Origin of the sequence: Providencia sp. PROV252, assembly GCF_033676005.1 — a bacterium.
GTDB lineage: Bacteria > Pseudomonadota > Gammaproteobacteria > Enterobacterales > Enterobacteriaceae > Providencia > Providencia vermicola.
The window spans coordinates 2,337,156-2,359,736 of sequence record NZ_CP096294.1; the positions used below are offsets into that span (position 1 = coordinate 2,337,156).

Genomic DNA, 22,581 nt, shown 5'->3' on the forward strand with positions numbered 1-22,581 from the left:
AATCTAAATCACATTTAAAGCTAAATATGTGAGTTAGCGATAGTATTGGTTAACAATTATTCTACGCTTTTTTCGTAACGAACAGGAACTCTTTTTGCAAGTGCACACATTAATTCATAGCCTATCGTGCCTGCCGCTTGTGCCACATCGTCCACAGGCAAATTTTGCCCCCACAATTCCACTGTGGTGCCTAATTTCACATCACTACAATGGGTGATATCAATGCTCAACATATCCATAGAAACTGCGCCTAATAGCGCACAACGTGTCCCATTGCACCAAACAGGTGTTCCATTGGGGGCATGACGTGGATAGCCATCAGCGTAACCACACGCAACCGTAGCGATACGCATCGGCTTAGATGCAGTGAATCGGCTCCCATAACCGATAGATTCCCCTGCAGCAATATCATGCATTGCTATCACCTCTGATTGTAACGTCATCGCAGCTTTTAGCGGATACTGTTGGATATCAGCTGACTTTCCACTTGGTGACGCACCATACAACAAGATCCCCGTCCGTACCCAATCATACTGAGTATCTTTGTGCCAAAGAGTTGCACCTGAATTGGCAATACAGGTTTGTAAAGACAAATGACTAAACTGTTTAATTTTCTCAAATGGCTCAATTACCCCAGTATGTGTATCTGAATTAGCAAAATGACTCATTAACGTGATGGAGCCGACATTCTCCATCTTCACTAACTGTTCAATGACATTTTGATATCCTGATACAGGAAAACCTAAACGATTCATGCCACTATTGAGTTTGACATAAACTGAAATTGGCGTAGACAGTTGCGCATTTTCAATAGCATAAAGTTGCCATTCACTGTGTACGCTAGTCGTTAAGTGATACTGGTCGATTACCCCTAAATCTTGTGGCTGAAAAAAACCTTCAAGCAACAAAATTGGCCCTTTCCAACCTTCTTCACGCAATAGAATAGCTTCTTGGAGGTCTAACACTGCAAAGCCGTCAGTGGCTTTCAGTGCGGGCCAAATGTGTTTGATACCATGACCATAACCATCCGCCTTCATGACTGACCAAATTTTTGCCTGCCCTGAATGCTGACGCACAACCGATAAATTATGTTGTAAATTGTCTAAATGAATAATGGCACTAATTGGGCGTGGCATCTTAAGTCCTTAAATACGTGTCTATTTTTATGTCAATACATCAGTTATATGGCACCAGCGAATTAACGTGCGGGGTTTAAATGCCCACCAGCCACTAATTTCGTATTAAATCCATCTAAATACCGTGATACTGACAAATCATCAGAAGCAATATCGGGTGTATTTCCTGAAATTAAATCTGACAGCAATTTCCCTGCTCCACATGCCATCGTCCAGCCCAGTGTGCCGTGGCCCGTATTCAAGTATAAATTGCTATACGCTGTTGGCCCTACAATTGGCGTACCATCTGGCGTCATTGGTCTGAGCCCTGTCCAAAATTGTGCTTGTGCGATATCGCCACCACCTTGGTACAAGTCTTGTACCACCATTTTCAGTGTTTCACAGCGTTTTTTCAGGATATTTAAATTAAAACCGACCACTTCTGCCATACCACCAACACGTATGCGTTCATCAAAACGAGTGACTGCAATTTTATAGGTTTCATCTAAAATGGTGGAAGTTGGCGCTCTTTGGGCGTCAATAATTGGCATCGTCAACGAGTAACCTTTAAGCGGATAGACTGGGATTTTAACCAGATTTTGGAGTATTGAGGTAGAATAAGACCCCATCGCAACCACATATCTATCGGCTTGCAGGATCTGACCATCAATACGCACACCACTCACACGTTGACCTTCTGTTATAATTTGCTCCACTTGCACGCCAAATTGGAATTTTACCCCTGCATCCTTCGCCATTTTAGCGAGCTTCTTGGTGAATTGCTGACAATCCCCTGTTTCATCATTTGGTAAACGCAATCCCCCCGTTAATTTGTGCTTCACAAATTCGAGTGCTGGCTCTGCTGTGATCAATTCATCAGAGGTTAATAGCTCATAAGGCACTCCCTCTTGTTGCAGCACGGCAATATCATTCGCGGCATTATCAAATTGCTTAGCCGTACGAAACAGTTGCAGTGTCCCCCCTTGGCGTTCCTCATAGTGAATACCAATGTCATTTCTAAGCTCACGCATACAATCACGGCTATATTCAGCAATACGCACCATGCGGCTTTTGTTCATTGTGTAATGCTGAATATCACAGTTTTTGAGCATTTGCCACATCCAACGTAGTTGAAATAACGACCCATCTGGACGAATAGCCAGTGGTGCATGCTTTTCAAACATCCATTTTACCGCTTTCAATGGAATACCTGGTGCCCCCCATGGCGTAGCATATCCAGGTGAAACTTGCCCTGCATTACCTGCACTAGTTTCTTCAGCAACATCATGTTGCCTATCCACAACAATAACTTCATGGCCTTCTTGCGCCAAATACCATGCTGTTGTCACACCAATAACACCTGCACCTAACACTAGAATTTTCATAAGATCCTCAGCCGCAAAATGATGACTTACTCATTAGAATAATATTCTAGTATTCATTTGCCAATGTAGTGAATTAACACTTTTAACAATTCAGATAAAAAATTCGATTATTGTCACAATGTATTTACAAAATAGATTTTTATTCTAACGCATAAAAAAGAGGCGATTAAATTAAATTTTAAATATCAACACCTTACTTAAAATAAGAAACAATTTTATAGCTGAAAGCAATATTTTTCAGTAGAATCTATCAAATAACCAGAACTTACTATTGCTTGCACTCACTCCTAACAAACGCCAACCTTGAAACTTAATATATTTTAAATAGCAACTTTTACAGCTTATTATTTTAATTAACGCTTTGTAACGACTGTTATATCGCGCATTCTCTGTAAGAACGATAAAACCAGAGATTTAGGAATGACTCACAAAATAAAAAAGCCAGCATCCATCGTTGAATGCTGGCTTGAATCATAAAAATTTGATGATGCTTAACGGATATGAGCTAAGTCAGATGGCATATTACCTTGCATAGAATGCCAAATCAGGCCACTTTCCTTACCGTAATTACGCACACATTCCATGATACGGTCATAGGCTTGCTCACGACACAGATGGCTTAATTGCTGATAGAAACTCAACGCTAAGCGTCTCGCTTCAGGGTTAGAAAAATAATACCGACCAACACGGGTATATAACCCTCTTAACCCATTAATAATTAGCCCATAAATTGGGTTACCTGAAGCAAAAGCGAGGCCACGGAAAATGTTATAATCCAAATCGCTAAAGGCATCTGAATTGTCTTCCACTTTTTCTCTGCCAGCTAATACCTCTAAGGACTTTTCAGGATTGTTACGAAAAGCCGTACGAATAAAAATTGCAGCAATATTTGTCCGCACTGCCAGCAAATTATCAATCAGTTGTGGAACTCTATCGTGATCTAATCGAGCTAATGTTTCTAAAATATTTAAGCCAGAAGTCTCCCAATAGTTATTCACCTTAGTTGGCTTACCATGTTGGATGGTTAACCAACCATCACGAGCCAAGCGTTGTAACACCTCACGTAGAGTGGTGCGTGTCACACCAATTAACTCAGACAGTTCGCGCTCAGCGGGCAAGATTGAACCTGGTGGAAAACGGTTGTTCCATATACTTTCAATAATGTACTCTTCCGCAAAACCTGCCGGGCTTTGAGCTTTAATAACCATATTTTTATTATTCCAAACCTTTTAAACGGATATTGAGGAAATCATACCAGATTGTCGTCTTCTGATATAGTTAGACTCAAAATAAAGAGTGAAGCAAATCATAGAATTTCCATATAATTCATACATTATCAATTAGCAAATAGACTTAAAATCCTTAAAAGATAAGAGTAGTATGTTGTGGAACGAGACAAAACATCCAATAAGAGGATAACAAACCATAATGGATTTTAGTTTAAAAAGCGCATTTTTGAAAAACTTTCTGGGGAACTCACCTGATTGGTACAAACTTGCCATTATTATATTCCTGGTCATCAACCCAATTGTTTTCTATTTCGCCAGCCCATTCATCGCAGGATGGCTATTGGTTATTGAATTTATATTTACATTAGCAATGGCATTAAAATGCTATCCCTTACAACCTGGAGGCCTACTCGCTATCGAGGCTGTACTGATTGGCATGACCAGCCCTGCGCAGATTTCTCATGAAATCAGCAATAATCTTGAAGTCATTTTACTGTTGATCTTCATGGTGGCTGGTATCTACTTTATGAAGCAGCTGTTGTTATTTGTTTTCACCAAATTACTGATAAACGTCCGTTCTAAACGAATTCTGTCATTAGCTTTTTGCTTAGCAAGTGCGTTTTTATCTGCTTTTTTAGATGCGTTAACCGTTATTGCTGTCGTGATCAGCGTTTCAATTGGTTTCTATTCTATTTATCACCAATATGCATCTAATCAGCACAGTGATATTGACCTGCAAAATGATGGTTTTATTAATAGCTGTGAGCAAAAACAAACCTTAGAGCAATTTCGCGCTTTTTTACGTAGCTTAATGATGCATGCAAGGATTGGTACGGCGCTGGGTGGCGTGATGACCATGGTTGGTGAACCTCAAAACTTAATCATCGCAAAGCATGTTGACTGGGATTTCATTACCTTTTATATTCGTATGGCACCTGTCACTATTCCTGTTTTCCTCTGTGGGCTAATTGTTTGTTTTCTTGTAGAAAAGTTCAAACTATTTGGTTACGGTGTAGAACTTCCAGACAGTGTTCGCCAAATTTTAACCGATCATGATAAAAAAATGACGGCGAAACGGACGAAAAAAGAACAAGCCCAACTGTGGGTACAGGGGCTAATTGGGATATGGCTAATTGTTGCTTTGGCCTTCCATTTAGCAGAAGTTGGGTTAATCGGTTTATCCGTGATTGTGTTAGCGACTGCATTTTGTGGTATCACTGAAGAACACGCTCTAGGCAAAGCTTTCGAAGAAGCCCTTCCATTCACGGCACTATTAACCGTGTTTTTCAGTATTGTCGCCGTTATTATTGATCAACAACTCTTCACGCCATTCATTCAGTTTGTCTTACAGTCGTCCGAATCGTCCCAGTTATCGCTATTTTATCTGTTTAACGGCTTATTATCCGCAGTATCAGATAACGTCTTTGTGGGCACTGTGTATATCACTGAAGCAATGAAGGCTGCAAAAGAAGGACTCGTTTCACCTGAGCAATACCAGTTTTTAGCCGTGGCTATCAATACAGGGACAAACCTCCCCTCTGTAGCAACACCAAATGGGCAAGCGGCATTCTTGTTCTTACTAACTTCCGCACTCTCACCATTAATTCGTTTATCATATGGTCGAATGGTTTGGATGGCACTTCCTTATACTGTTGTCATGACCATTGTTGGCTTATTAGGTGTTGAATACTGGCTCGTACCGATAACGCATTGGATGGCGTCCATCGGTTTGATTACATTTGGATAGGGATTATACTCAACCTCAATCAGGCGCTTTTATCAGCGCCTGATTGTAATGTTAGGTAAAACCTAACTCGAAATGGCATTTATTTTGCTTTAGGCGCTTTTTTTATCAGGCCGATAGGGGCAAAATGTGCGCATCACTCAATTAGGATATCTCAAGTATGTTCCGATTTTTTAACTACTGCTCACAAGGACGAGGCGCATGGCTATTGATGGCCTTTACAGCCTTTATGTTAGAGTGTGCGGCATTATATTTTCAACATGTTATGAAGCTTCAACCCTGCGTAATGTGTATTTATGAACGCGTTGCATTACTGGGCGTTATGTTTGCAGGTTTAATTGGTGCTATCGCACCGAGAAATATTGTCATTCGTTGGGTAGCCATCGCTGTGTGGATTTACGCCGCATGGCGCGGTTTAGACCTTGCATGGGAACATACCATGCTGCAACTTTACCCTTCGCCATTTGCTTCTTGTGATTTCTTTGTCAACTTCCCTGATTGGTTGCCACTGCAAGAGTGGGTTCCTGCGATGTTTGAAGCAACGGGTGACTGCGCGGTTAGACAGTGGGCATTTTTAGGCCTTGATATGCCGCAGTGGTTAATTGGTATTTTTGCCGCTTATATTTTAGTGGCTATTATTGTGTTAATTAGCCAATTTTTCCCCGCTAAAAAATCGGTTTAACCATAAATGAATTGAAAACGTAAAAAGCCCCTGATTAAAGGGGCTTTTCTTTTGTGAAGCCAAAAATAAATATTAAATACACGCACCACTTTGGATAACATTGGCAGCACAACGTTTGCCATTTGCAAATTGGCAAACCGCCGTTTCATCACCATTTAGTTCAAGTGTTAAGGCAGGTAATCCTCCTGCAGAAACGCAGGCTTCCTGGATCCCTGGCCCTAAATTAACCACTTGCTTTGCATACTGAGTTGCAGAGTTATCAACGGTTTTATTCACTTCTGAGCTTCCACAAGCCGATAACATCACTGACATTACAACTGCCACAACAACTGTCATCACAGGTTTTAATAACTGGCTGACCTTACGCCCCATGCTGTTTATCTCCCATCAAGCCGTTGTAACCCCTTGCCTTGCACTAGTGTGTGCTACTTTTTGAAAATAAATTGATGACTAAAACACCAATAATAATTAATAGCATACCAATAATTGCAGGTAAATCGAGTTTTTGGTGATAAATAAAAATTGCAGCAACAGAAACTAACACAATCCCTAGCCCAGACCAGATAGCATAGGCAATCCCCAATGGCATCACTTTCACTACCTGCGATAAGCCCCAGAAAGATACCCCATAGCCAATAATCACAATTAAAGACGGCCAGAAACGGCTAAAACCCTCAGAAGCTTTTAATGTGGTCGTTGCAATCACTTCTGCAAGAATCGACATCAAGAGAAAACTTAGACCTTTCATTGATAAACCTTATTGTTGTATTAAAAAAATAAATTATAGCGATAAACCAGAAAAAGCCCTGTATCCAATAAAGGTAATACAGAGCTTATTTAACTGTCTATTGTTGAGAATGTTAATGTTGTTCAGCAGGTGCCAGCTTATCCGTTAATGTTTGGCTATAACGTTTAAACAAATAGAGGCACCAAATAAGCGACATGACACCAATTATAGCCCCCACATAACCAATTTGAGTCATCCCCATATGTACAATCACTTGATTACCCAGTAACGCCCCACCACCGATACCGATGTTAAAAATTCCAGAGAAGATAGCCATCGCTAAGTCTGTTGCATCTGGTGCTAAATCAATCACTTTAACCTGCATACCTAAGCTAATACACATCATCGCAATTCCCCAGAACACGGACAATATAATGAGTGACCAGACATTGCCTCCCATAGGCAACAGCAACAACAGACATAGCGTCATTAAGGCTATTGCTGAAGGTAAGAATATTAATGAAAGTTTTGTGCTATAACGGCTAAAGATGACGCTACCAATAATACCCGCAGCACCAAAAATCAGCAGCAAGACAGTGGCAAAATTTTGGCTCTGATGGGCTACATCGCGAACAAATGGCTCAATATAACTGTAAGCAGCGAAGTGTGCAGTCACCACTAATACCGTGAGCGCGAACATTCCGACTAATGCAGGTCGCTTGAATAAAACTGGAAGGCTTTTCAAAGAACCTGAATGTTCACTTGGCAAGCGTGGTAAGAAACGAATAAGTGCAATCATCGTAAATAATGCCACGACCCCGATACACAAAAATGTCACTCGCCAGCCTAAAAACTGCCCGATAACACGGCCGATTGGTAAGCCTAAAACCGTCGCTAACGCAGTGCCTGTCGCTAATAAGCCTAATGCCTGCGCTTTTTTGCCCGCAGGAGCTACACGAATAGCTAAAGATGCCGTAATCGACCAAAACACAGCATGAGACAAAGCAACGCCAATGCGCCCCACGATCAAAACATCAAAGTTCCACGCAAAACCTGAAACAAGATGACTGATAATAAAAATAACAAACAAGAATCCCAGTAGCTTACGCCGTTCTATTTTACTGGTTAATAACATTAACGGTAATGACATGAGTGCCACTACCCATGCATAAATGGTGATCATCAGCCCTGTATGCGCCACCGTCATGCCAAAACTCGCTGCAATGTCACTTAATAATGCAACAGGGACAAACTCCGTTGTATTAAAAACAAATGCAGCAACCGCCAGCGCTAAAACACGGATCCAAGCGGTTCTTCTTGATACTTGTGTCATTATTTATTTTGCCTTCAGTTTTCCATAAGCTAATTACACAAATCGGTTACCGACTTATGATGATGGCACATGGGAAATATATGTTTAGAACTAAACTGAACGATTAAACGGTGTTTTATTGCTCAAAACTACCGTATTTTTGTGAATTGTATCACAACTATTTAGCTATTTTAAAGCTTGCTATCAGTATTGGTAATCAATTTAAAATACATATTCCTGCAATTAGCCCTTCTTAAAAACCTAACTAGGCAAAATCAAACAAACACATCATTATTTGAGTGTTTTATCTTCGATTACATACATCTTATTTATCTGAAAGCACATATTATTTTTTCTATGCTACAATCCATCAAATTACTTTTTATCTTAAAGGATCGACTTAATGAAAACGCATTTTCCTACCGAACCAGATGTCCATGCACTTGCAGATGAAGTGACATGCCTAAAAAATTTGGTTACACATATGCTTAAAGCAATTGGCCAAGCAGATGCAGGTAAGATTTTGATCAAAATGCAGCGCGAAGTTGCTCAAATGGAAGACGAAAAACAGGCTGAAACCTATACAAATATCTTAGAACAAATTAAAACAGGTTATCGCCAATAGATTATTTAGCGATAAATGCGATTTAAAGCATAAACGTATTCAAGAATGGATTAACTGCACAAATAACTAAGTTTTTGTTATCAAAATCATCTATCTTTATTGACGAATTAAACCATTCTTTATTCATTTAGCTCCCCCTTCAAAACCCTATGAAGGGGGCTTTTTTTCCTCAATTATTGCCCTGCTTGTGTATATAAGTCATTACAATAATTAGCATATTCCTCTAATGTTGTATTCTCCGTTTGCTTACCCCAACTTTTTTGCTCTTCAAAAGCCCAAACTCGAAATACCTGTCCAAGGTTTGCACCAGACATCCCCACCTCTTTATATATCCGATGGTAAAACCCTTGATCTGCTTTATAAATTTCAAATTTAATGGGGACTAGCCGTGCAGGGTTAGATGCCGTTTGAAATGAATTACCAAAAAGTATTGTTTTAACCAGTATGTCCATGCTTAACTCCCATATGAAATTGAACATAGGTAAGATTACCCTATAACTAGAGTTAATATAGCTTATTATCAGGAATATATTGAAGACTCTTAGAAAATAAATGCCTATTTTTACGTAATTAAGAATAAATATCGAGTCAGTTTGGAGCGATGTTTTAGGCGTTTATATTCTAATTTGTTGGCATACAATGCAACTCAGTCTCCCAATCCTCATATGGCGGGTCAATAACATATGAATGGTCTACATACCAACGAATATAGTCTGTCGCACGCTTTTGCGCGTGTTTGAAATTAATTACATCACCCTTTTCATCAAGCTCCAATGTATTGATTAAAATAGCATACACTTGTTCAACTAAACTCGGTTCATCTACACACAATTCAACATAATCAACACCATTTAACATATAGTGGCTACCACTAGTCATAAAATAGGCGAACGTTCTCAAGGCGCCACTGACACTGTGTGAAAGTTTCATAACTGTCCCTATGAATATTATATAAAAAAGCCACTTCATTTGAAGTGGCTTCAAACTGCTGACAAACCGATTAGATTTGGCTGCAGGTTGGATTGGTTTTGAAAATAAACGAGAAAAATCAATTCATTAATTTTTGGCTGATAACACAAAGCAGGAAAACCACGCTTTTATCCTGCTTTGTCAACAACCTCAAGCCACTTCATTTGAAGTGGCTTTCCATACTATTTTAAATATTCGCCTGAGCGAAGTGCTTCAATTCGTTTATCTAACGGAGGGTGAGACAGGAATAATTCACTGAATGCTTTACCACGACCATTAATACAAAATGCCATCAAACGCCCTTCTTCTTGCGGCTCATAACTGGTTTTCAGTCTTTGCAGTGCCGCAATCATTTTTTCACGTCCCACTAATTTTGCAGAGCCAGCATCAGCGTGGAATTCGCGATAACGAGAGAACCACATGGTGATAATGCTTGCTAAAATACCGAATACAATTTCCAGTACCATAGAAACCGCAAAATAGACCATTGGATTACCGTTGCTACTTTCACTTTCGTTATCATTGTTTGACATAAAACCTGCAGCTAATTGAGCAATGATACGGGATATAAAAATAACGAAAGTATTCACAACACCTTGTAACAAGGTCATTGTCACCATATCACCATTGGCGATATGACTGATTTCATGGGCAATAACCGCTTCCGCTTCGTCGCGACTCATGTTTTCAAGTAGCCCTGTGCTCACTGCAACCAATGAAGCATCACGACGTGCCCCTGTTGCAAAAGCATTGATATCTGGCGCATGGTAAATAGCCACTTGTGGCATTTGAATCCCCACTTGCTGGGCTTGGCGCTGAACCGTTGTCATTAACCACTGTTCAGTTTGGTTACGTGGGTTTTCAATAACTTCACCACCTACCGATTTCAGAGCCATCCACTTAGACATCAGCAATGAAATAAAAGCGCCACCAAAACCAAATAAGCCCGCCATAATCAACAAGCCTTGAACGCTACTTCCGCGAATGCCTGTTAAACTCAATATTATTCCAAACACAAACATAACCGCTAAGTTTGTGAGCAAGAATAAAGCAATTCTCATCATTTTTTGTATTCCTTGGTAAAAACTAAGATCACGTAGAATTTACTTTATAAATAAGGTTTTTTCACACTATTTCAAGTCAATTAACACGAAAACAGTAAAAAATAACATAACTTTACACAGCGAGACTAAAAAAAGGGCAAGCGCTCTACCTACCTCTCTGTTTATTAAGAGTTCAAATTTTAACTATTTGTTTTAAAAGGGTCAATTCATAGCCATTTCAATTTAAACTTATTTTTAGTTGAATCGAGGAAGCTAATTTTTGAGGGATATGAATCTTAATAATGTATTTATCGGCTCTTTTGATGAATTTCTTAGCCTGATAAACAATAGTTAAGGTTTCGCTTACGAAAAAATAATGCCACGCAGCGTGGCATTATTATCACAATATAATGATAGGTTAACAGCAAAAAAACTCGTGCCTTAATTCGCTTTCTCTTTAGCAACTTTTGCCGCTTTTTCTTTTGCTGCTTTAGCGGATTCTTTATCCGCGGCTTTGGTTGCTTTTTCTTTAGCAGCCTTAGCAGGCTCTTTATCAGTAGCCTTAGTCGCTTTTTCTTTTACTACTTTTGATTTTTCTTTATCCGCAGATTTACTTGCTTTTTCTTTTGTTTCTTTTACTGCATCTTTTTTATCTGTCGCTTTTGATGCTTTTTCTTTCACCACTTTTGCAGACTCTTTATCAACCGCCTTGGAGGCTTTTTCTTTTGTTTCCTTCACCACCTCTTTGTCAGCCGTTTTTGAGGCTTTCTCTTTCACCGTTTTCGCTACATCAGTGGCTTTATCCGAAGCTTTTGTTGCTTTTTCACTGGCTGTTTTGCTTGTTTTATCCCCTGTTGATTTGATTGAATCAGACACAGAAGGTTTGCTGGATTGTTTTGCGACTCCTGCTCCAATTACACCACCAGCAATACCCGCCTTGCTGTTAATGTCGTTTTTTAATTCAATGGTACACACTTGCTCTGAGCGACTTGTTGAACCATCATTACAAATAAACTTACCATCTTCGCAGCGATCTATCCCGCCTTTACTGCCCGAGCAAGGGTAATTTCTTGCATTCGCGGTATTGACCACAGAAACCATCATGACACTAACAGCCATTAATCCTAAAAGTAATTTACGCATGGTATTGCCTCATGTTTAAAAGAGCTACAACAAAAGTTTAGGATAAATTAAGCAAAGGTAAAGAATTCTATCGTTAGAGCATTAAGTTAACTTCAAAAATATTTTCGTTGTGACGTAAAATGAATAATGATAAGTCTGAGATTATCAATTTTAGTATAAAAAAAGCCAGCTTACGCTGGCTTCAGACTGCTGACAAACCGATTAGGTTTGACTGCAGGTTGGATAGGTTTTGAATGTATTTCGAACTACTGATTACCTGATAGCAATTTGGTGTTTTGTTTTGACAAATCAACCGCCATCTTCACTGTTTCGTCCAAGTATGGGTCTGGCGCTTCGTAATCTTTTGGTAGGTCTTCCAATTTCTTCAGTAATGGCTTACCTTCTTTCGTATTACGCTCATTTATTCGTTTTAGTTTCGTCGCCTCAATTTCATCATCTTCTTTCTTACGCTCTGCATAATTCAATGAAATCAGATTCTTACTTTCTTTATTTACTTTATAGCGAGCGATATCTTCATCGATATAATTGAATTCACGATCCTGACTAATTCTATCGAGGTGCTTAGTTTTAATGGCTGATAAATCAGGTGAAATATCCCCTACTTTGCTATAGTTCGCAGCAGGAATGCTATCCCATGGCAGCGCATTATCTTCAAAGCTTTCCCCCGTTTCAGCAGGATCTTGCCCCGTTGGCATCACAACATCAGGGGTAACGCCCTCACGTTGCGTACTACCACCATTAACACGATAAAATTTTTGAATAGTATATTGAACAGAACCTAATGATGGCCATTCAGGTTTTAGCATTTGGTCATAAACACGGCTTAAGCTACGGTGTTGCTGAACAGTACCTTTACCAAAAGTTGGTTCGCCCACAATTAAAGCACGACCATAATCCTGCATCGCAGCTGCAAAAATTTCAGACGCTGATGCACTAAACCGATCAACTAAAACAACCAAAGGACCTTTATAATAGATGACATCATCGTCATCAACATCTTGGCGCACTTGGCCATTGTTATCGCGTACTTGAACAATTGGCCCTTTTGGAATAAATAAACCCGATAATGAAACCGCTTCGGTTAATGCTCCACCACCATTACCACGAAGGTCAATAATTAGTGCAGAAACATTATCTTTCGCCATGTTTTGCAGTTGGGTTTTTACATCATTGGTTAAGCCCACGTAAAAACCAGGAATATCCAGAACAGCAACTTTATCTTTACCTTGCTGTTTAATCGTCAGTTTTACTGCACGATCCTCCAGTCGGATCTGCTCCCTCACTATAGTAACGATATGTGGCTTCGCCCCTTTAGTATCAGAAACGACTTCCAAACGAACCTGACTTCCTTTTGGCCCTTTGATCAATGCAACAACATCATCAAGACGCCAACCAACAACATCGACAATCGGTTTACCTGTTTGACCAACGCCGATGATTTTATCACCAACTTTCAACTCTTTACTTTTAGCTGCAGGGCCGCCTGCAACCAGTGAGTTGATAACCGTGTTTTCGTCATCTTGCTGTAAAACGGCACCAATTCCTTCTAATGATAAGCTCATTTCAGAATTAAATTGCTCAGTATTACGAGGCGAAAGATAACTGGTGTGCGGATCGATTTCACGCGCAAATGAGTTCACTATCAATTGAAAGACATCTTCACTTTGCGCTTGAGTTAAACGGCGTAACGCAAAATTATAACGCTTAGTGAGTTTCTCTTTGATTTCTTTGTCATCTTTGCCTGAAAGCTTTAGGTTTAACCAATCATAACGTACTTTTTGATCCCAAAGACGGTCAAGCTCTTGCTTGTCTTTAGGCCAAGGTGATTTTGAACGGTCAACTTCAATCGAATCTGTCGCATTTAAATCAATTGGTTGTTCTAAACGTGCTAATGCATATTTAAAACGTTCGAAACGTCTTTCCTGAGACAGGTTATACAGGTCATAAAACGCATCTAATTTGCCATCTTCAAGCCATTGCCCCACTTTCCCTTTATCTTTGGCATATTGGTCAACATCGGATTGAAGTAAAACATTGTGACCGAAATCTAACATATTGAGATAACGGTCAAATATTTTCCCAGAAAACGCATTGTCTAAATCAAATTGGCGGTAATGTGAACGTGTAAACCGTGAGGTTACTCTTTCACTGACGGTGCCATGCTGTGCGCTCTGTTTTAAGACAGGTAACTGAGCAGCAGTGACAGGAGCCACTGCTTGTGTATTAGCAATTGCACTGCCGAAAGTCGCCAGACTAACGACAAGTGCAACTTTAAGAAGTTTGTTCATGACCTGATTGACCTCCGTATCAGAACTTTAAATGTTCCGCGCGTACAATCATTGCCAGTCCAGTAGGCAATTGAACTCTCACACCGTCTTTCGCAATTTCCAGAACAGAAGCGTCCATCAAGCTGCTACCAACTTTCACTTTCAAGGTTTGGCCTATTTTAAGTGCATTGATATCAGTGACTGACTTCAGGTTTTGTTCAGGAGCTGGATTGTTACGACGGGGTGTTTTTTCTGATGTATTTTGCGGACGTTCTTTATTGTCTGATGGGCGACGACGTGGTGCTTTGTCTTTAGTAGCTTCTGGATTACGTGCTGGTTTTTCACCCGCTTTTTTCGCTACAGGACGTTTTTGCGCTTTTTGTTCAGCACGTTGTGCTTGAACGCGTGCTTTCGCCTCAGTTAATTGTTGGCGAGCATGAGCGATGTGCTCTGCATCTAGCTCACCACAATCTTCGCCATTTAGGTCAACGCGCTTTGCGCCTTCTTTAACACCGTAAAGGTAGCGCCAGCTAGAAGTATACATGCGTAATGCTGAACGCAATTGCGTTTTGCTAATACCATCTTCTTCCGTCAAGCACCCTACGATATCTTGAAAAATTCCGACTTTTAACGGACGTGCTTCGCCTTCAGCGATAAAACAGCGTGGAAAACGCTCTGCTAAAAATGCGATAACTTCTTTACTACTATTCAACTTAGGTTGATTTTCCATGAAATTTCCTGATAACAACGATTTTGCCAACCTCACGGGCATGAACAAGCCGACATTATAATCGTGTTGCTGACAATTGCCACGTTACTATTAATTTTACAGCCCAATATTTAGTAATATTTTGGCATAGAACACATTGCCAGATGCTGACACAACTGGTTTACAAGGTGTTGTAACCCTTTTTCATCTTCTTGGTCGAATTGGCTAATATTTGGGCTATCAATATCTAAAACCCCGATATTTTGTCCATTTACTACCAGCGGAAAGACAATTTCAGCATTACTTGCCGCGTCACAAGCGATATGACCAGGAAAAGCATGAACATCTTCAACACGCTGAACTTGGTTTTCACTAAATGCCGTACCACAGACCCCTTTACCAAATGGAATTCGAACACATGCGACTTTTCCTTGGAATGGGCCTAAAACAAGCTCTTGCCCATTGCTCAAGTAAAAGCCAGCCCAGTTCACACCATCTAAACGTTCATATAATAACGCACTGGTATTTGCCAAGGTCGCAATTAAATCATATTCTCCCGCCAATAATGCAGAGAGATTATCTGAAAGTTCGAGATAATACTTCTTTTTATCCATAATTATTTCTAGTAATAATCAAGTAATTAAAATACACATATGCAAGAGTAATGCTAAGGTTACCAAGTTGTCACTTTGAGGTAAATTTTTTTACACTAGATTACATCTAGGCGAAACCCTAAAATGAGCAAATATGAATCACATTAATCATACTGACTTGATTTTGCAACGTTGTCGTCACTGCAATCAAAAAATTCATACGCCGCCATTTAGCCCGCGGCAGGTTATTATTTGCCCACGATGCGCCTCTCAACTCAATGACGGCCGTTCATGGTCATTAAATCGACTGTCTATCCTTGCCATCACGCTGCTAATGCTTGCACCCATTGCATTTTGGCAACCACTAATATCAATTCATCTATTGGGCAGCCAAATCAATGCCAATGTTATAGAAGGAATTCGCTTAATTAACCAGCAAGGTGACCCCATTACTGCCAGTATAGTGGCTTTTTGTGCAATTGCCGCTCCTTTGCTACTTCCCATTTTAGTTTTATCGTTACAGGTTGGTCGAAAAATCGGCTTAAACCTCAGGCCTATTTTATTGGTCTTGAGCCATATAAAAGAATGGGTCATGCTTGATGTTTACTTAATTGCACTGGGTATCGCTGCGATCAAAATGCAAGATTATGCTAGTGTATTTATCGGCCACGGGCTGATTGCCTTTATCACAATGTCTATTTTGAGCTTGCTGATCCTCATCCACATGAACCTTGACCTGCTATGGAAAAACGTTTATCCCATCGAAGAAAAAGACTCGCAAGCCGACGCAATGACCTGTACAGCCTGCCATTACACAGGCCCACCCAATAAACACGGTAGGTGCCAGCGCTGCCATTGTCCGGTGCAATATCGAGATCCTCATAGCTTACAAAAAACGTGGGCCGCACTGATTGCTGCCATGGTGTTATTGTTTCCTGCTAACCTAATGCCGATTTCCATTTTTTATTTAAATGGTCAACGACTCGAGGATACCATTTACTCAGGTGTCGTTTCGCTAATCGATTCGGGTAACTGGCCAATTGCAATTATTGTTTTCATTGCCAGTATCTTAGTCCCGTTTATTAAAATTATTATTATGATTTTGTTGCTATTTTCGATTCATTTTAATAGCAAAACTGACCCTGTCTTACGCATGAAGCTCCTGAAGTTTGTTTCATGGATTGGCCGTTGGTCAATGTTAGATTTATTTGTCATCGCACTGATGATGACGCTCGTTAACCGAGAACAATTAATGTCCTTTACTATGGGGCCTGCCGCTCTCTATTTTGGCACCGCCGTGATTCTAACGATTTTAGCCGTTGAATGGTTAGACAGCCGTTTAATTTGGGATTCTTATGGAAAAACAAAACCCGCAAAATGAGCCTTCTGATGATGTTGCAGAAGCGATACAACGCCGACGTGTGCATATTTCGCCTTTTTGGCTGCTCCCCTTAGTCGCCATCTTTATCGCTGGATGGTTATTATTTCAACAGTGGGTTGAGCGCGGCACAGATATTACCATTGAATTCACCTCGGCTCCTGGTGTCGTCGCGAATCGTACCCCTATTCGTTACCAAGGTGTTGAAGTGGGTTTAGTGCAATCTGTGGCGATTAGCAAAGATATGAAAAACATCATTGTCACGGCCAGTATAAACAAAGATATGCGCTCAGCCTTGAATTCAGGTACTAAATTTTGGCTAGTCACCCCAAAAGCGTCCCTTGCAGGTGTCTCAGGGCTCGATGCCCTTGTTGGTGGGAACTATATTGGTATGCTACCAAGTACGGGATCTGAGCAATTTTCTTTTGTCGCACAAGACACGCCCCCTCAGCAAAATATTGACCAAGGCGAGCTGCTCATCCACCTTTCAGCTCCCGATTTAGGTTCATTAAATGAAAACTCGCCTATTTATTACCGCAAAGTGCCTGTTGGTCATATTTCAGATTATACCGTTTTGCCAGATAACCAAGGTGTATCCATCTCCGCTATCGTGCAAAAACGCTATGCCAATTTAGTGCGCAAAGACAGTCAATTTTGGAATGTTTCAGGCTTGCAAGGCCATTTTGACCTAAAGTCTGGCGCAAGTGTCAAAATGGAAAGTCTTTCTGCAGTCATTAATGGTGCCATTGCATTTGACTCTCCAGAAGGCAGTCCACAAGCTGAAGAAGGTCAATCGTTTGTCTTACAAAGTAATGCTGAGGTGGCAAATGCAGCGAAGCAAAACGCAAAATCACCACTGAATTTAACCTTATGGGCTCATGACACTTTTGGCGTCAATCAAGGGCAGCCCGTTGTTTACCGAGGTATTCAAATTGGTGAAGTGTTACAACGTCACTTAAGTGCTGATAAAGTTGACTTTAATATTGCAATTTATGATGAATATCGCCACCTAGTAAGAGCAGACAGTAAGTTTGTCGCCAATAGCCGTGTTGATGTTCAATTGGGGCTAAATGGATTGCAATTTCAAGGCGCTACGCCGCAAGAATGGCTCGAAGGCGGGCTTCATTTAATTGTCGGAAACAGCCAAGAAAAACTCCCTGATACTTTCCCTCTCTATCGCAGTGACGAAAATGCCAAAGCGGGTATTCTGGGAGTTTCACCACCCACAACTATTACACTTAACGCGACCACTTTACCCGATATCCAAACAGGCTCAGTTGTGCTTTACCGTCAATTTGCTGTTGGGAAAATTATTGCCATTAAACCAACAAAGTTAGGGTTTGCCATCGATGTCAATATTTCCAGTGAATACCGCCATCTACTTACCGAGAACAGTATCTTTTGGGCTGAAGGTGGTGCGAAAGTCGAACTTAACAGCAATGGATTAACCGTCCAAGCAGCGCCTCTCAGCCGTGCAATTAGCGGAGCAATTAGCTTTGATAACGTTGATAGCTCCACCGTAAATAAAGCCCGTCAACATACATTATATCCCAATGAGACCTCCGCAAAAGCCATTGGTAGCGTTGTCACATTAACGACTTTTGACGCATCTAAACTTTCTGAAGGGATGCCAATTCGCTATTTAGGGATTAATATCGGCCAGATTGAGTCCTTAAAACTCTCTGCAGATAAACGCGAAGTTCAAGCAAAGGCAATCCTCTACCCTGATTACGTGAGTACATTTACCAAATTAGGTAGCCGCTTTGCTGTTGTCACACCAGAACTGTCACCTGCTGGCTTAAATAATTTAGACAGTTTACTTCAACCTTATATTAGTGCAGAGCCAGGCCGAAGTAATAAAAATCGTTACCAATTTGAATTACAAGCCGCCAATATTACTGATTCACGCTATCTTGATGGCTTAACCGTCTATCTTGATGCCACTGATGTAGGCTCAGTCCAAGTGGGTACGCCAATTCTCTTTAGGGGCTTAGAAGTCGGCGTTGTGACGGGATTATATTTGGGAGAGCTTTCCGACCGCGTTTATGTGGCGACTCGTATTGGTAAAGAATACCAATATTTGGTTCGTGACAATACCCAATTTTGGCTATCTTCTGGCTTCAATCTTTCCTTTGGTTTAACGGGAGGTGTCGTCAAAAGTGGAACATTTAAACAATTTGTTCGAGGAGGCATTGTGTTTGCAACCCCACCAACAGTGCCACTCTCCCCTAACGCTAAGCCTGAACAGCACTTCATTCTAAAATTAGAGCCACCAAGCGATTATTTGGAATGGGGAACCTCCATTCCAAAAAAATAACGACTACAAAGGTGCTTGTTACCCCAACAATGCACCTTTTCCTTTTTAAGGATTAAAAAAATATTTTGGAAATAGATTCCATTTATACTATGCTTAATCTCGTTGGGCTGAATTTATACAGCTAAAATCAATCAGTGAGGTGTGATTATGTGTATAGTTAAATTGAAAATATCTTCCTATGAAATCAATGATGCCGTTATGGAGACCCATAAAAGCGATACAGTGAGTATCCCTTGTGATTCTGATACGGATTTTTGTATGCAATTAGACGGTTGGGATGAACACACGAGTATTCCAGCAACGATTGATGAAAAACCCGTGCTGTTATATCGCCACCGTTATGACAAAGAAAATCATCATTGGGTTATGAAGGTTGCTTAGTCGCTTATTGGGCAATAAGGCGATTAATCCAAAGATGATTGGCTTATTATTGATGGGTCAATATGTGGGAAAGCAAACCAATAGGCAAAAAAAGAGGCCTGGTAGATTCCGATTACCGGGCCTTGGGAAATGGCTCTGGCAGAGCCGTGCGCTAAAATTGCCATTGAGACGTAACAAAGTACACCTTAATACTAGCTTTCAATGTACGTTCTTACCACATTAATTATCAATTAATTTACATATTATTAACACAATTTATTGTTTAATATTCTAATATTGAACAATTTGTTTAATAGGTTATGCCTATGTAATTAATCAATAAAACCTTTCAATCAATTACTTCATTGATATATAAGATAAATTTCAACAAGCAACTATTTTAGCTTCCCACTCTTTTCAATGATAAAAACAACTTAAATATACCTACTTACTACCACACAATTTCGCAGCAGCTTCCTTTAACGGTAAAACACGTTCTTCAACACTTTTTGTAGTCTCAATCGGCTTGAGCAATACATCGATTGGTTGACCTTTAATTTCTTTATTATTCATTTGTGTTGCAGCGATATCATTTAATGGATATTGCATTAATGTGGCTGGATTGATCACCACCAGCGCACCATTAGTGCGACATTCCAACATCACCTCTTCACGTGTAAAGGGCCAATCATCACCAAATTGTTTTTTACTAACTGATGTTAAGGGAGCAGCAACAGCAGTACTAATTGTTCCACCAACTAATAAGAAGCAAATAATGAGTTTAGATTTCATTGAGATGACCTTGTTAAACGAGTGCGATAATAATTCGCTATTATCAAATAAATAAAATGGTTTTGCTACACGGGTTGATACGTGGCAAAAATGGCTACTGCTAAAATCGCCATTGTCCCTAACAATAATTCGACCCAGCTATTAATGATCAAATAATTAACTTGCCCTTTTTGCTTGATCCTTGGCACGATGTAATAACGGTTAATAGATGCAAGCATTATCATTCCCACGACCAATATAATCTTAAACCAAAGTAGTGATTGGTATTCAGAGCCTGAATACTCCATTGGCCATTGCGGCAAAATGCTTATCGCACTTATGACGCCAGTGATAACCACTAAAACAACCGCAACGTGCCCATAACAGGAGAATCGCTTCATTGTCTTAATAATTTGCGCATCCATTCCAGCCACAAGTTCACGTTTATTCCGCAAAAATTGAATACAGATTAAAAATGGCCATAAGCCACCAAACCAATAGGCTGAACTAATAAGATGAATAAATTGATTAAAGCGATGAAGCCCGCCAACGATACCATCTTGCATCGCGGCATGCCCAACGAAGGCATGTAAGCCAAGAGTAAGAATAGAAAGAAGTAAAACAAGGTGTAATCGTAACTTAATAGACTTAATAAATAAAACTACCAACAAAATTACAGATAATAATAATTCCCAGCGCCAAATTTGACCGAATGATGTCCCCAGCACGCCCTGCCAGATATCCCAATCTGTTGCATCCTCCCAGCCATCCCCCATTAACCCCGCTTGTGCTAACATCCAGCCCCAAATGGTTACAACAGTAACGACCGCACAAAAGTTGATCCCTTTATTCAAATAACGGCTAATGAGATAACTAAATTGCCCACAACTCAGCAACGCTGCAAATATTGACATTCCACACATCAATATTGCAGCAATAAAATGAATAAAACGGATTAAGGTATAAAACGCGTCCAGTGACATATTATTTCACTGTAAAGCTATAAGTCCCTTTGGTTTTGTGGCCATCAACTGAAACAACACTCCAGTTAACATCGTATTTCCCTGAAGTCAGTTTGCCTTCAACAGGCACGATGACTTTGGTGTCATTACTTGGGTCTAATGTCGCTTTTCCTGTTTTAATGATATTTTTTTCAGGTCCGATGATAGACACTTTCGTAAAGTTAGCTTCAATACCTTCAGAGAAATTTAACGTGATTGATTCAGGCGTTTGCTCAATTGCGGCACCTTCTGCTGGAAGTTGGTCTTTTAAATGTGCGTGGGCAAAAGCTTGTTGGAAAGACATGCCTAAAAATAAGACAGCGATTGCACTTAATTTGCGCCATGAAGATTTAATATGGGTAATTGGCATAGTAACCTCTTAATTTGCAGGTAAATTTAGAATAATTGCCAATCATTATACGGAAAAAAACAGTTTGTGCCGCTTAAAAACGGGATTTAAGCGTCCATCCTGTGAGTATTCACACAAAATGAAAAGAAAAAGGCTTATGAACATTGAAATTAATCACTTTTATCCATAAGCCTACTAAGGTCTTTATACATCAGATAGATTAAATTTTAGCCATAATCTATTCGTAACACAAAATTAGATATGTGTAGCTGCTGACATATTTTTCAAATCTTTATCCAATAAGAATAGTGCTTTACCAGACTCACCCACCATATCCAGTTTATCCAGCACCGATTTAAATAATTTCTCTTCTTCGTGCTGTTCTGCGACATACCATTGCAGGAAGTTAAATGTTGAATAATCTTGTGTAGTCATTGCTAGGTGCGCTAACTTATTAATTTCACGAGTAATTAATTGTTCGTGTTCATAAGTTTGATTGAACACATCAGAAATAGATTTAAAATCAACAGGTGGTGCCGCAATTTGACCTAATAATGGCAGTGCGCCAGTATCGCTAAGGTAATCAAACAAACGCTGCATATGTTCCATTTCTTCTTGAGAATGTGCCTTTAAAAAAGCAGCTGCGCCTTCGTAGCCTTTATCACTACACCAAGCGCTCATTTGCAAATAAAGATTTGCAGAGTAAAACTCAAGGTTTAATTGTTCGTTTAATTTTTTGACCATATCAGTAGTTAACATATTTTTACCTTAATGTTTAAATATTCCTGAGGCTATTATGCACAGTATTACAATAATTAAAACCCTAAAACATTCTTAAAACAAAAAAATCCAATTTACTGAT

Annotated in this window: 23 protein-coding genes; 6 read left to right on the forward strand and 17 right to left on the reverse strand. The window is 39.9% G+C overall.

The features are described from left to right. Positions 1 to 56: 56 nt before the first annotated feature. From alr to fadR, 3 genes are all read right to left on the reverse strand, one after another. A complete protein-coding gene (gene alr / locus M1F05_RS10700; protein WP_206086153.1) occupies positions 57 to 1,136 on the reverse strand; it encodes an alanine racemase in 1,080 nt (359 codons plus the stop codon). A 62-nt stretch (positions 1,137 to 1,198) separates the two neighbouring features. Beyond that, positions 1,199 to 2,500: a D-amino acid dehydrogenase gene (locus tag M1F05_RS10705; protein WP_206086154.1), complete on the reverse strand. Its 1,302-nt coding sequence runs from the start codon at positions 2,498 to 2,500 to the stop codon at positions 1,199 to 1,201. Positions 2,501 to 2,991: 491 nt separating this feature from the next. Beyond that, a complete protein-coding gene (fadR, locus tag M1F05_RS10710; protein WP_047756875.1) occupies positions 2,992 to 3,708 on the reverse strand; it encodes a fatty acid metabolism transcriptional regulator FadR in 717 nt (238 codons plus the stop codon). A gap of 220 nt (positions 3,709 to 3,928) precedes the next feature. Between fadR and nhaB the strand changes: the two genes are divergently transcribed. Both nhaB and dsbB read left to right on the forward strand, forming a co-directional pair. Continuing rightward, positions 3,929 to 5,476, forward strand: a complete 1,548-nt coding sequence (gene nhaB / locus M1F05_RS10715; protein ID WP_318825844.1) for a sodium/proton antiporter NhaB — start codon at positions 3,929 to 3,931, stop codon at positions 5,474 to 5,476. A 157-nt stretch (positions 5,477 to 5,633) separates the two neighbouring features. Further along, positions 5,634 to 6,155, forward strand: coding sequence for a disulfide bond formation protein DsbB (dsbB, locus tag M1F05_RS10720; RefSeq protein WP_206086156.1), 522 nt, complete (start codon positions 5,634 to 5,636; stop codon positions 6,153 to 6,155). 72 nt (positions 6,156 to 6,227) lie between these two features. On the opposite strand, the gene M1F05_RS10725 is transcribed toward dsbB, so the two are convergent. The 3 genes from M1F05_RS10725 to M1F05_RS10735 form a co-directional block, all read right to left on the reverse strand. Continuing rightward, positions 6,228 to 6,527 carry a DUF333 domain-containing protein gene (locus M1F05_RS10725; RefSeq protein WP_206086157.1) on the reverse strand — a complete coding sequence of 100 codons (300 nt, stop codon included), beginning with the start codon at positions 6,525 to 6,527 and terminating at the stop codon, positions 6,228 to 6,230. A 43-nt stretch (positions 6,528 to 6,570) separates the two neighbouring features. Further along, positions 6,571 to 6,903 carry a DMT family transporter gene (locus M1F05_RS10730; RefSeq protein WP_206086158.1) on the reverse strand — a complete coding sequence of 111 codons (333 nt, stop codon included), beginning with the start codon at positions 6,901 to 6,903 and terminating at the stop codon, positions 6,571 to 6,573. Between the two features lie 112 nt (positions 6,904 to 7,015). Next, on the reverse strand, positions 7,016 to 8,215 hold the full coding sequence (locus M1F05_RS10735) for a sugar transporter (RefSeq protein WP_206086159.1): 1,200 nt from the start codon (positions 8,213 to 8,215) through the stop codon (positions 7,016 to 7,018). A 382-nt stretch (positions 8,216 to 8,597) separates the two neighbouring features. On the opposite strand from M1F05_RS10735, the gene M1F05_RS10740 reads away from it, so the two are divergent. Next, on the forward strand, positions 8,598 to 8,819 hold the full coding sequence (locus tag M1F05_RS10740) for a DUF2594 family protein (RefSeq protein ID WP_206086160.1): 222 nt from the start codon (positions 8,598 to 8,600) through the stop codon (positions 8,817 to 8,819). Between the two features lie 173 nt (positions 8,820 to 8,992). Here M1F05_RS10740 and M1F05_RS10745 read toward each other — a convergent pair whose 3' ends face one another. From M1F05_RS10745 to M1F05_RS10775, 7 genes are all read right to left on the reverse strand, one after another. Then, positions 8,993 to 9,271 (reverse strand): hypothetical protein, encoded by a 279-nt coding sequence (locus M1F05_RS10745; protein ID WP_206086161.1) that lies wholly within the window; start codon positions 9,269 to 9,271, stop codon positions 8,993 to 8,995. Positions 9,272 to 9,440: 169 nt separating this feature from the next. Further along, complete coding sequence (locus tag M1F05_RS10750; RefSeq protein ID WP_206086162.1) at positions 9,441 to 9,749, reverse strand: hypothetical protein; 309 nt, start codon at positions 9,747 to 9,749, stop codon at positions 9,441 to 9,443. A gap of 221 nt (positions 9,750 to 9,970) precedes the next feature. Then, positions 9,971 to 10,852, reverse strand: a complete 882-nt coding sequence (htpX, locus tag M1F05_RS10755) for a protease HtpX (protein WP_206086163.1) — start codon at positions 10,850 to 10,852, stop codon at positions 9,971 to 9,973. 420 nt (positions 10,853 to 11,272) lie between these two features. Then, positions 11,273 to 11,974 carry a cell envelope biogenesis protein TolA gene (locus tag M1F05_RS10760; RefSeq protein WP_206086164.1) on the reverse strand — a complete coding sequence of 234 codons (702 nt, stop codon included), beginning with the start codon at positions 11,972 to 11,974 and terminating at the stop codon, positions 11,273 to 11,275. A 245-nt stretch (positions 11,975 to 12,219) separates the two neighbouring features. Next, complete coding sequence (gene prc, locus M1F05_RS10765; RefSeq protein ID WP_206086165.1) at positions 12,220 to 14,262, reverse strand: carboxy terminal-processing peptidase; 2,043 nt, start codon at positions 14,260 to 14,262, stop codon at positions 12,220 to 12,222. A 19-nt stretch (positions 14,263 to 14,281) separates the two neighbouring features. Beyond that, entirely contained in the window at positions 14,282 to 14,971 is a 690-nt protein-coding gene (proQ, locus tag M1F05_RS10770) for an RNA chaperone ProQ (protein ID WP_206086166.1), read from the reverse strand. Between the two features lie 110 nt (positions 14,972 to 15,081). Further along, positions 15,082 to 15,564, reverse strand: coding sequence for a GAF domain-containing protein (locus tag M1F05_RS10775; RefSeq protein ID WP_206086167.1), 483 nt, complete (start codon positions 15,562 to 15,564; stop codon positions 15,082 to 15,084). Between the two features lie 133 nt (positions 15,565 to 15,697). Here M1F05_RS10775 and yebS point away from each other — a divergent pair, with 133 nt between their 5' ends. The 3 genes from yebS (at position 15,698) to M1F05_RS10790 (ending at position 19,619) form a co-directional block, all read left to right on the forward strand. Next, positions 15,698 to 16,924 carry a paraquat-inducible protein A gene (gene yebS, locus M1F05_RS10780; protein WP_206086168.1) on the forward strand — a complete coding sequence of 409 codons (1,227 nt, stop codon included), beginning with the start codon at positions 15,698 to 15,700 and terminating at the stop codon, positions 16,922 to 16,924. Continuing rightward, positions 16,899 to 19,238, forward strand: a complete 2,340-nt coding sequence (locus tag M1F05_RS10785; protein ID WP_206086169.1) for a PqiB family protein — start codon at positions 16,899 to 16,901, stop codon at positions 19,236 to 19,238. The genes yebS and M1F05_RS10785 overlap by 26 nt, the downstream gene beginning before the upstream one ends. A gap of 147 nt (positions 19,239 to 19,385) precedes the next feature. Beyond that, positions 19,386 to 19,619: a DUF1480 family protein gene (locus M1F05_RS10790; protein WP_206086170.1), complete on the forward strand. Its 234-nt coding sequence runs from the start codon at positions 19,386 to 19,388 to the stop codon at positions 19,617 to 19,619. A 423-nt stretch (positions 19,620 to 20,042) separates the two neighbouring features. Here the strand turns inward: M1F05_RS10790 and M1F05_RS10795 are convergent, their stop codons facing one another. From M1F05_RS10795 to ftnA, 4 genes are all read right to left on the reverse strand, one after another. Beyond that, on the reverse strand, positions 20,043 to 20,390 hold the full coding sequence (locus tag M1F05_RS10795) for a DUF2511 domain-containing protein (protein WP_206086171.1): 348 nt from the start codon (positions 20,388 to 20,390) through the stop codon (positions 20,043 to 20,045). Between the two features lie 65 nt (positions 20,391 to 20,455). After that, positions 20,456 to 21,352 (reverse strand): copper homeostasis membrane protein CopD, encoded by an 897-nt coding sequence (gene copD, locus M1F05_RS10800; RefSeq protein ID WP_206086172.1) that lies wholly within the window; start codon positions 21,350 to 21,352, stop codon positions 20,456 to 20,458. 1 nt (position 21,353) lies between these two features. Next, positions 21,354 to 21,740 carry a copper homeostasis periplasmic binding protein CopC gene (gene copC, locus M1F05_RS10805; protein WP_206086173.1) on the reverse strand — a complete coding sequence of 129 codons (387 nt, stop codon included), beginning with the start codon at positions 21,738 to 21,740 and terminating at the stop codon, positions 21,354 to 21,356. A 234-nt stretch (positions 21,741 to 21,974) separates the two neighbouring features. Continuing rightward, complete coding sequence (gene ftnA / locus M1F05_RS10810) at positions 21,975 to 22,478, reverse strand: non-heme ferritin (protein WP_206086174.1); 504 nt, start codon at positions 22,476 to 22,478, stop codon at positions 21,975 to 21,977. Positions 22,479 to 22,581 lie beyond the last annotated feature (103 nt).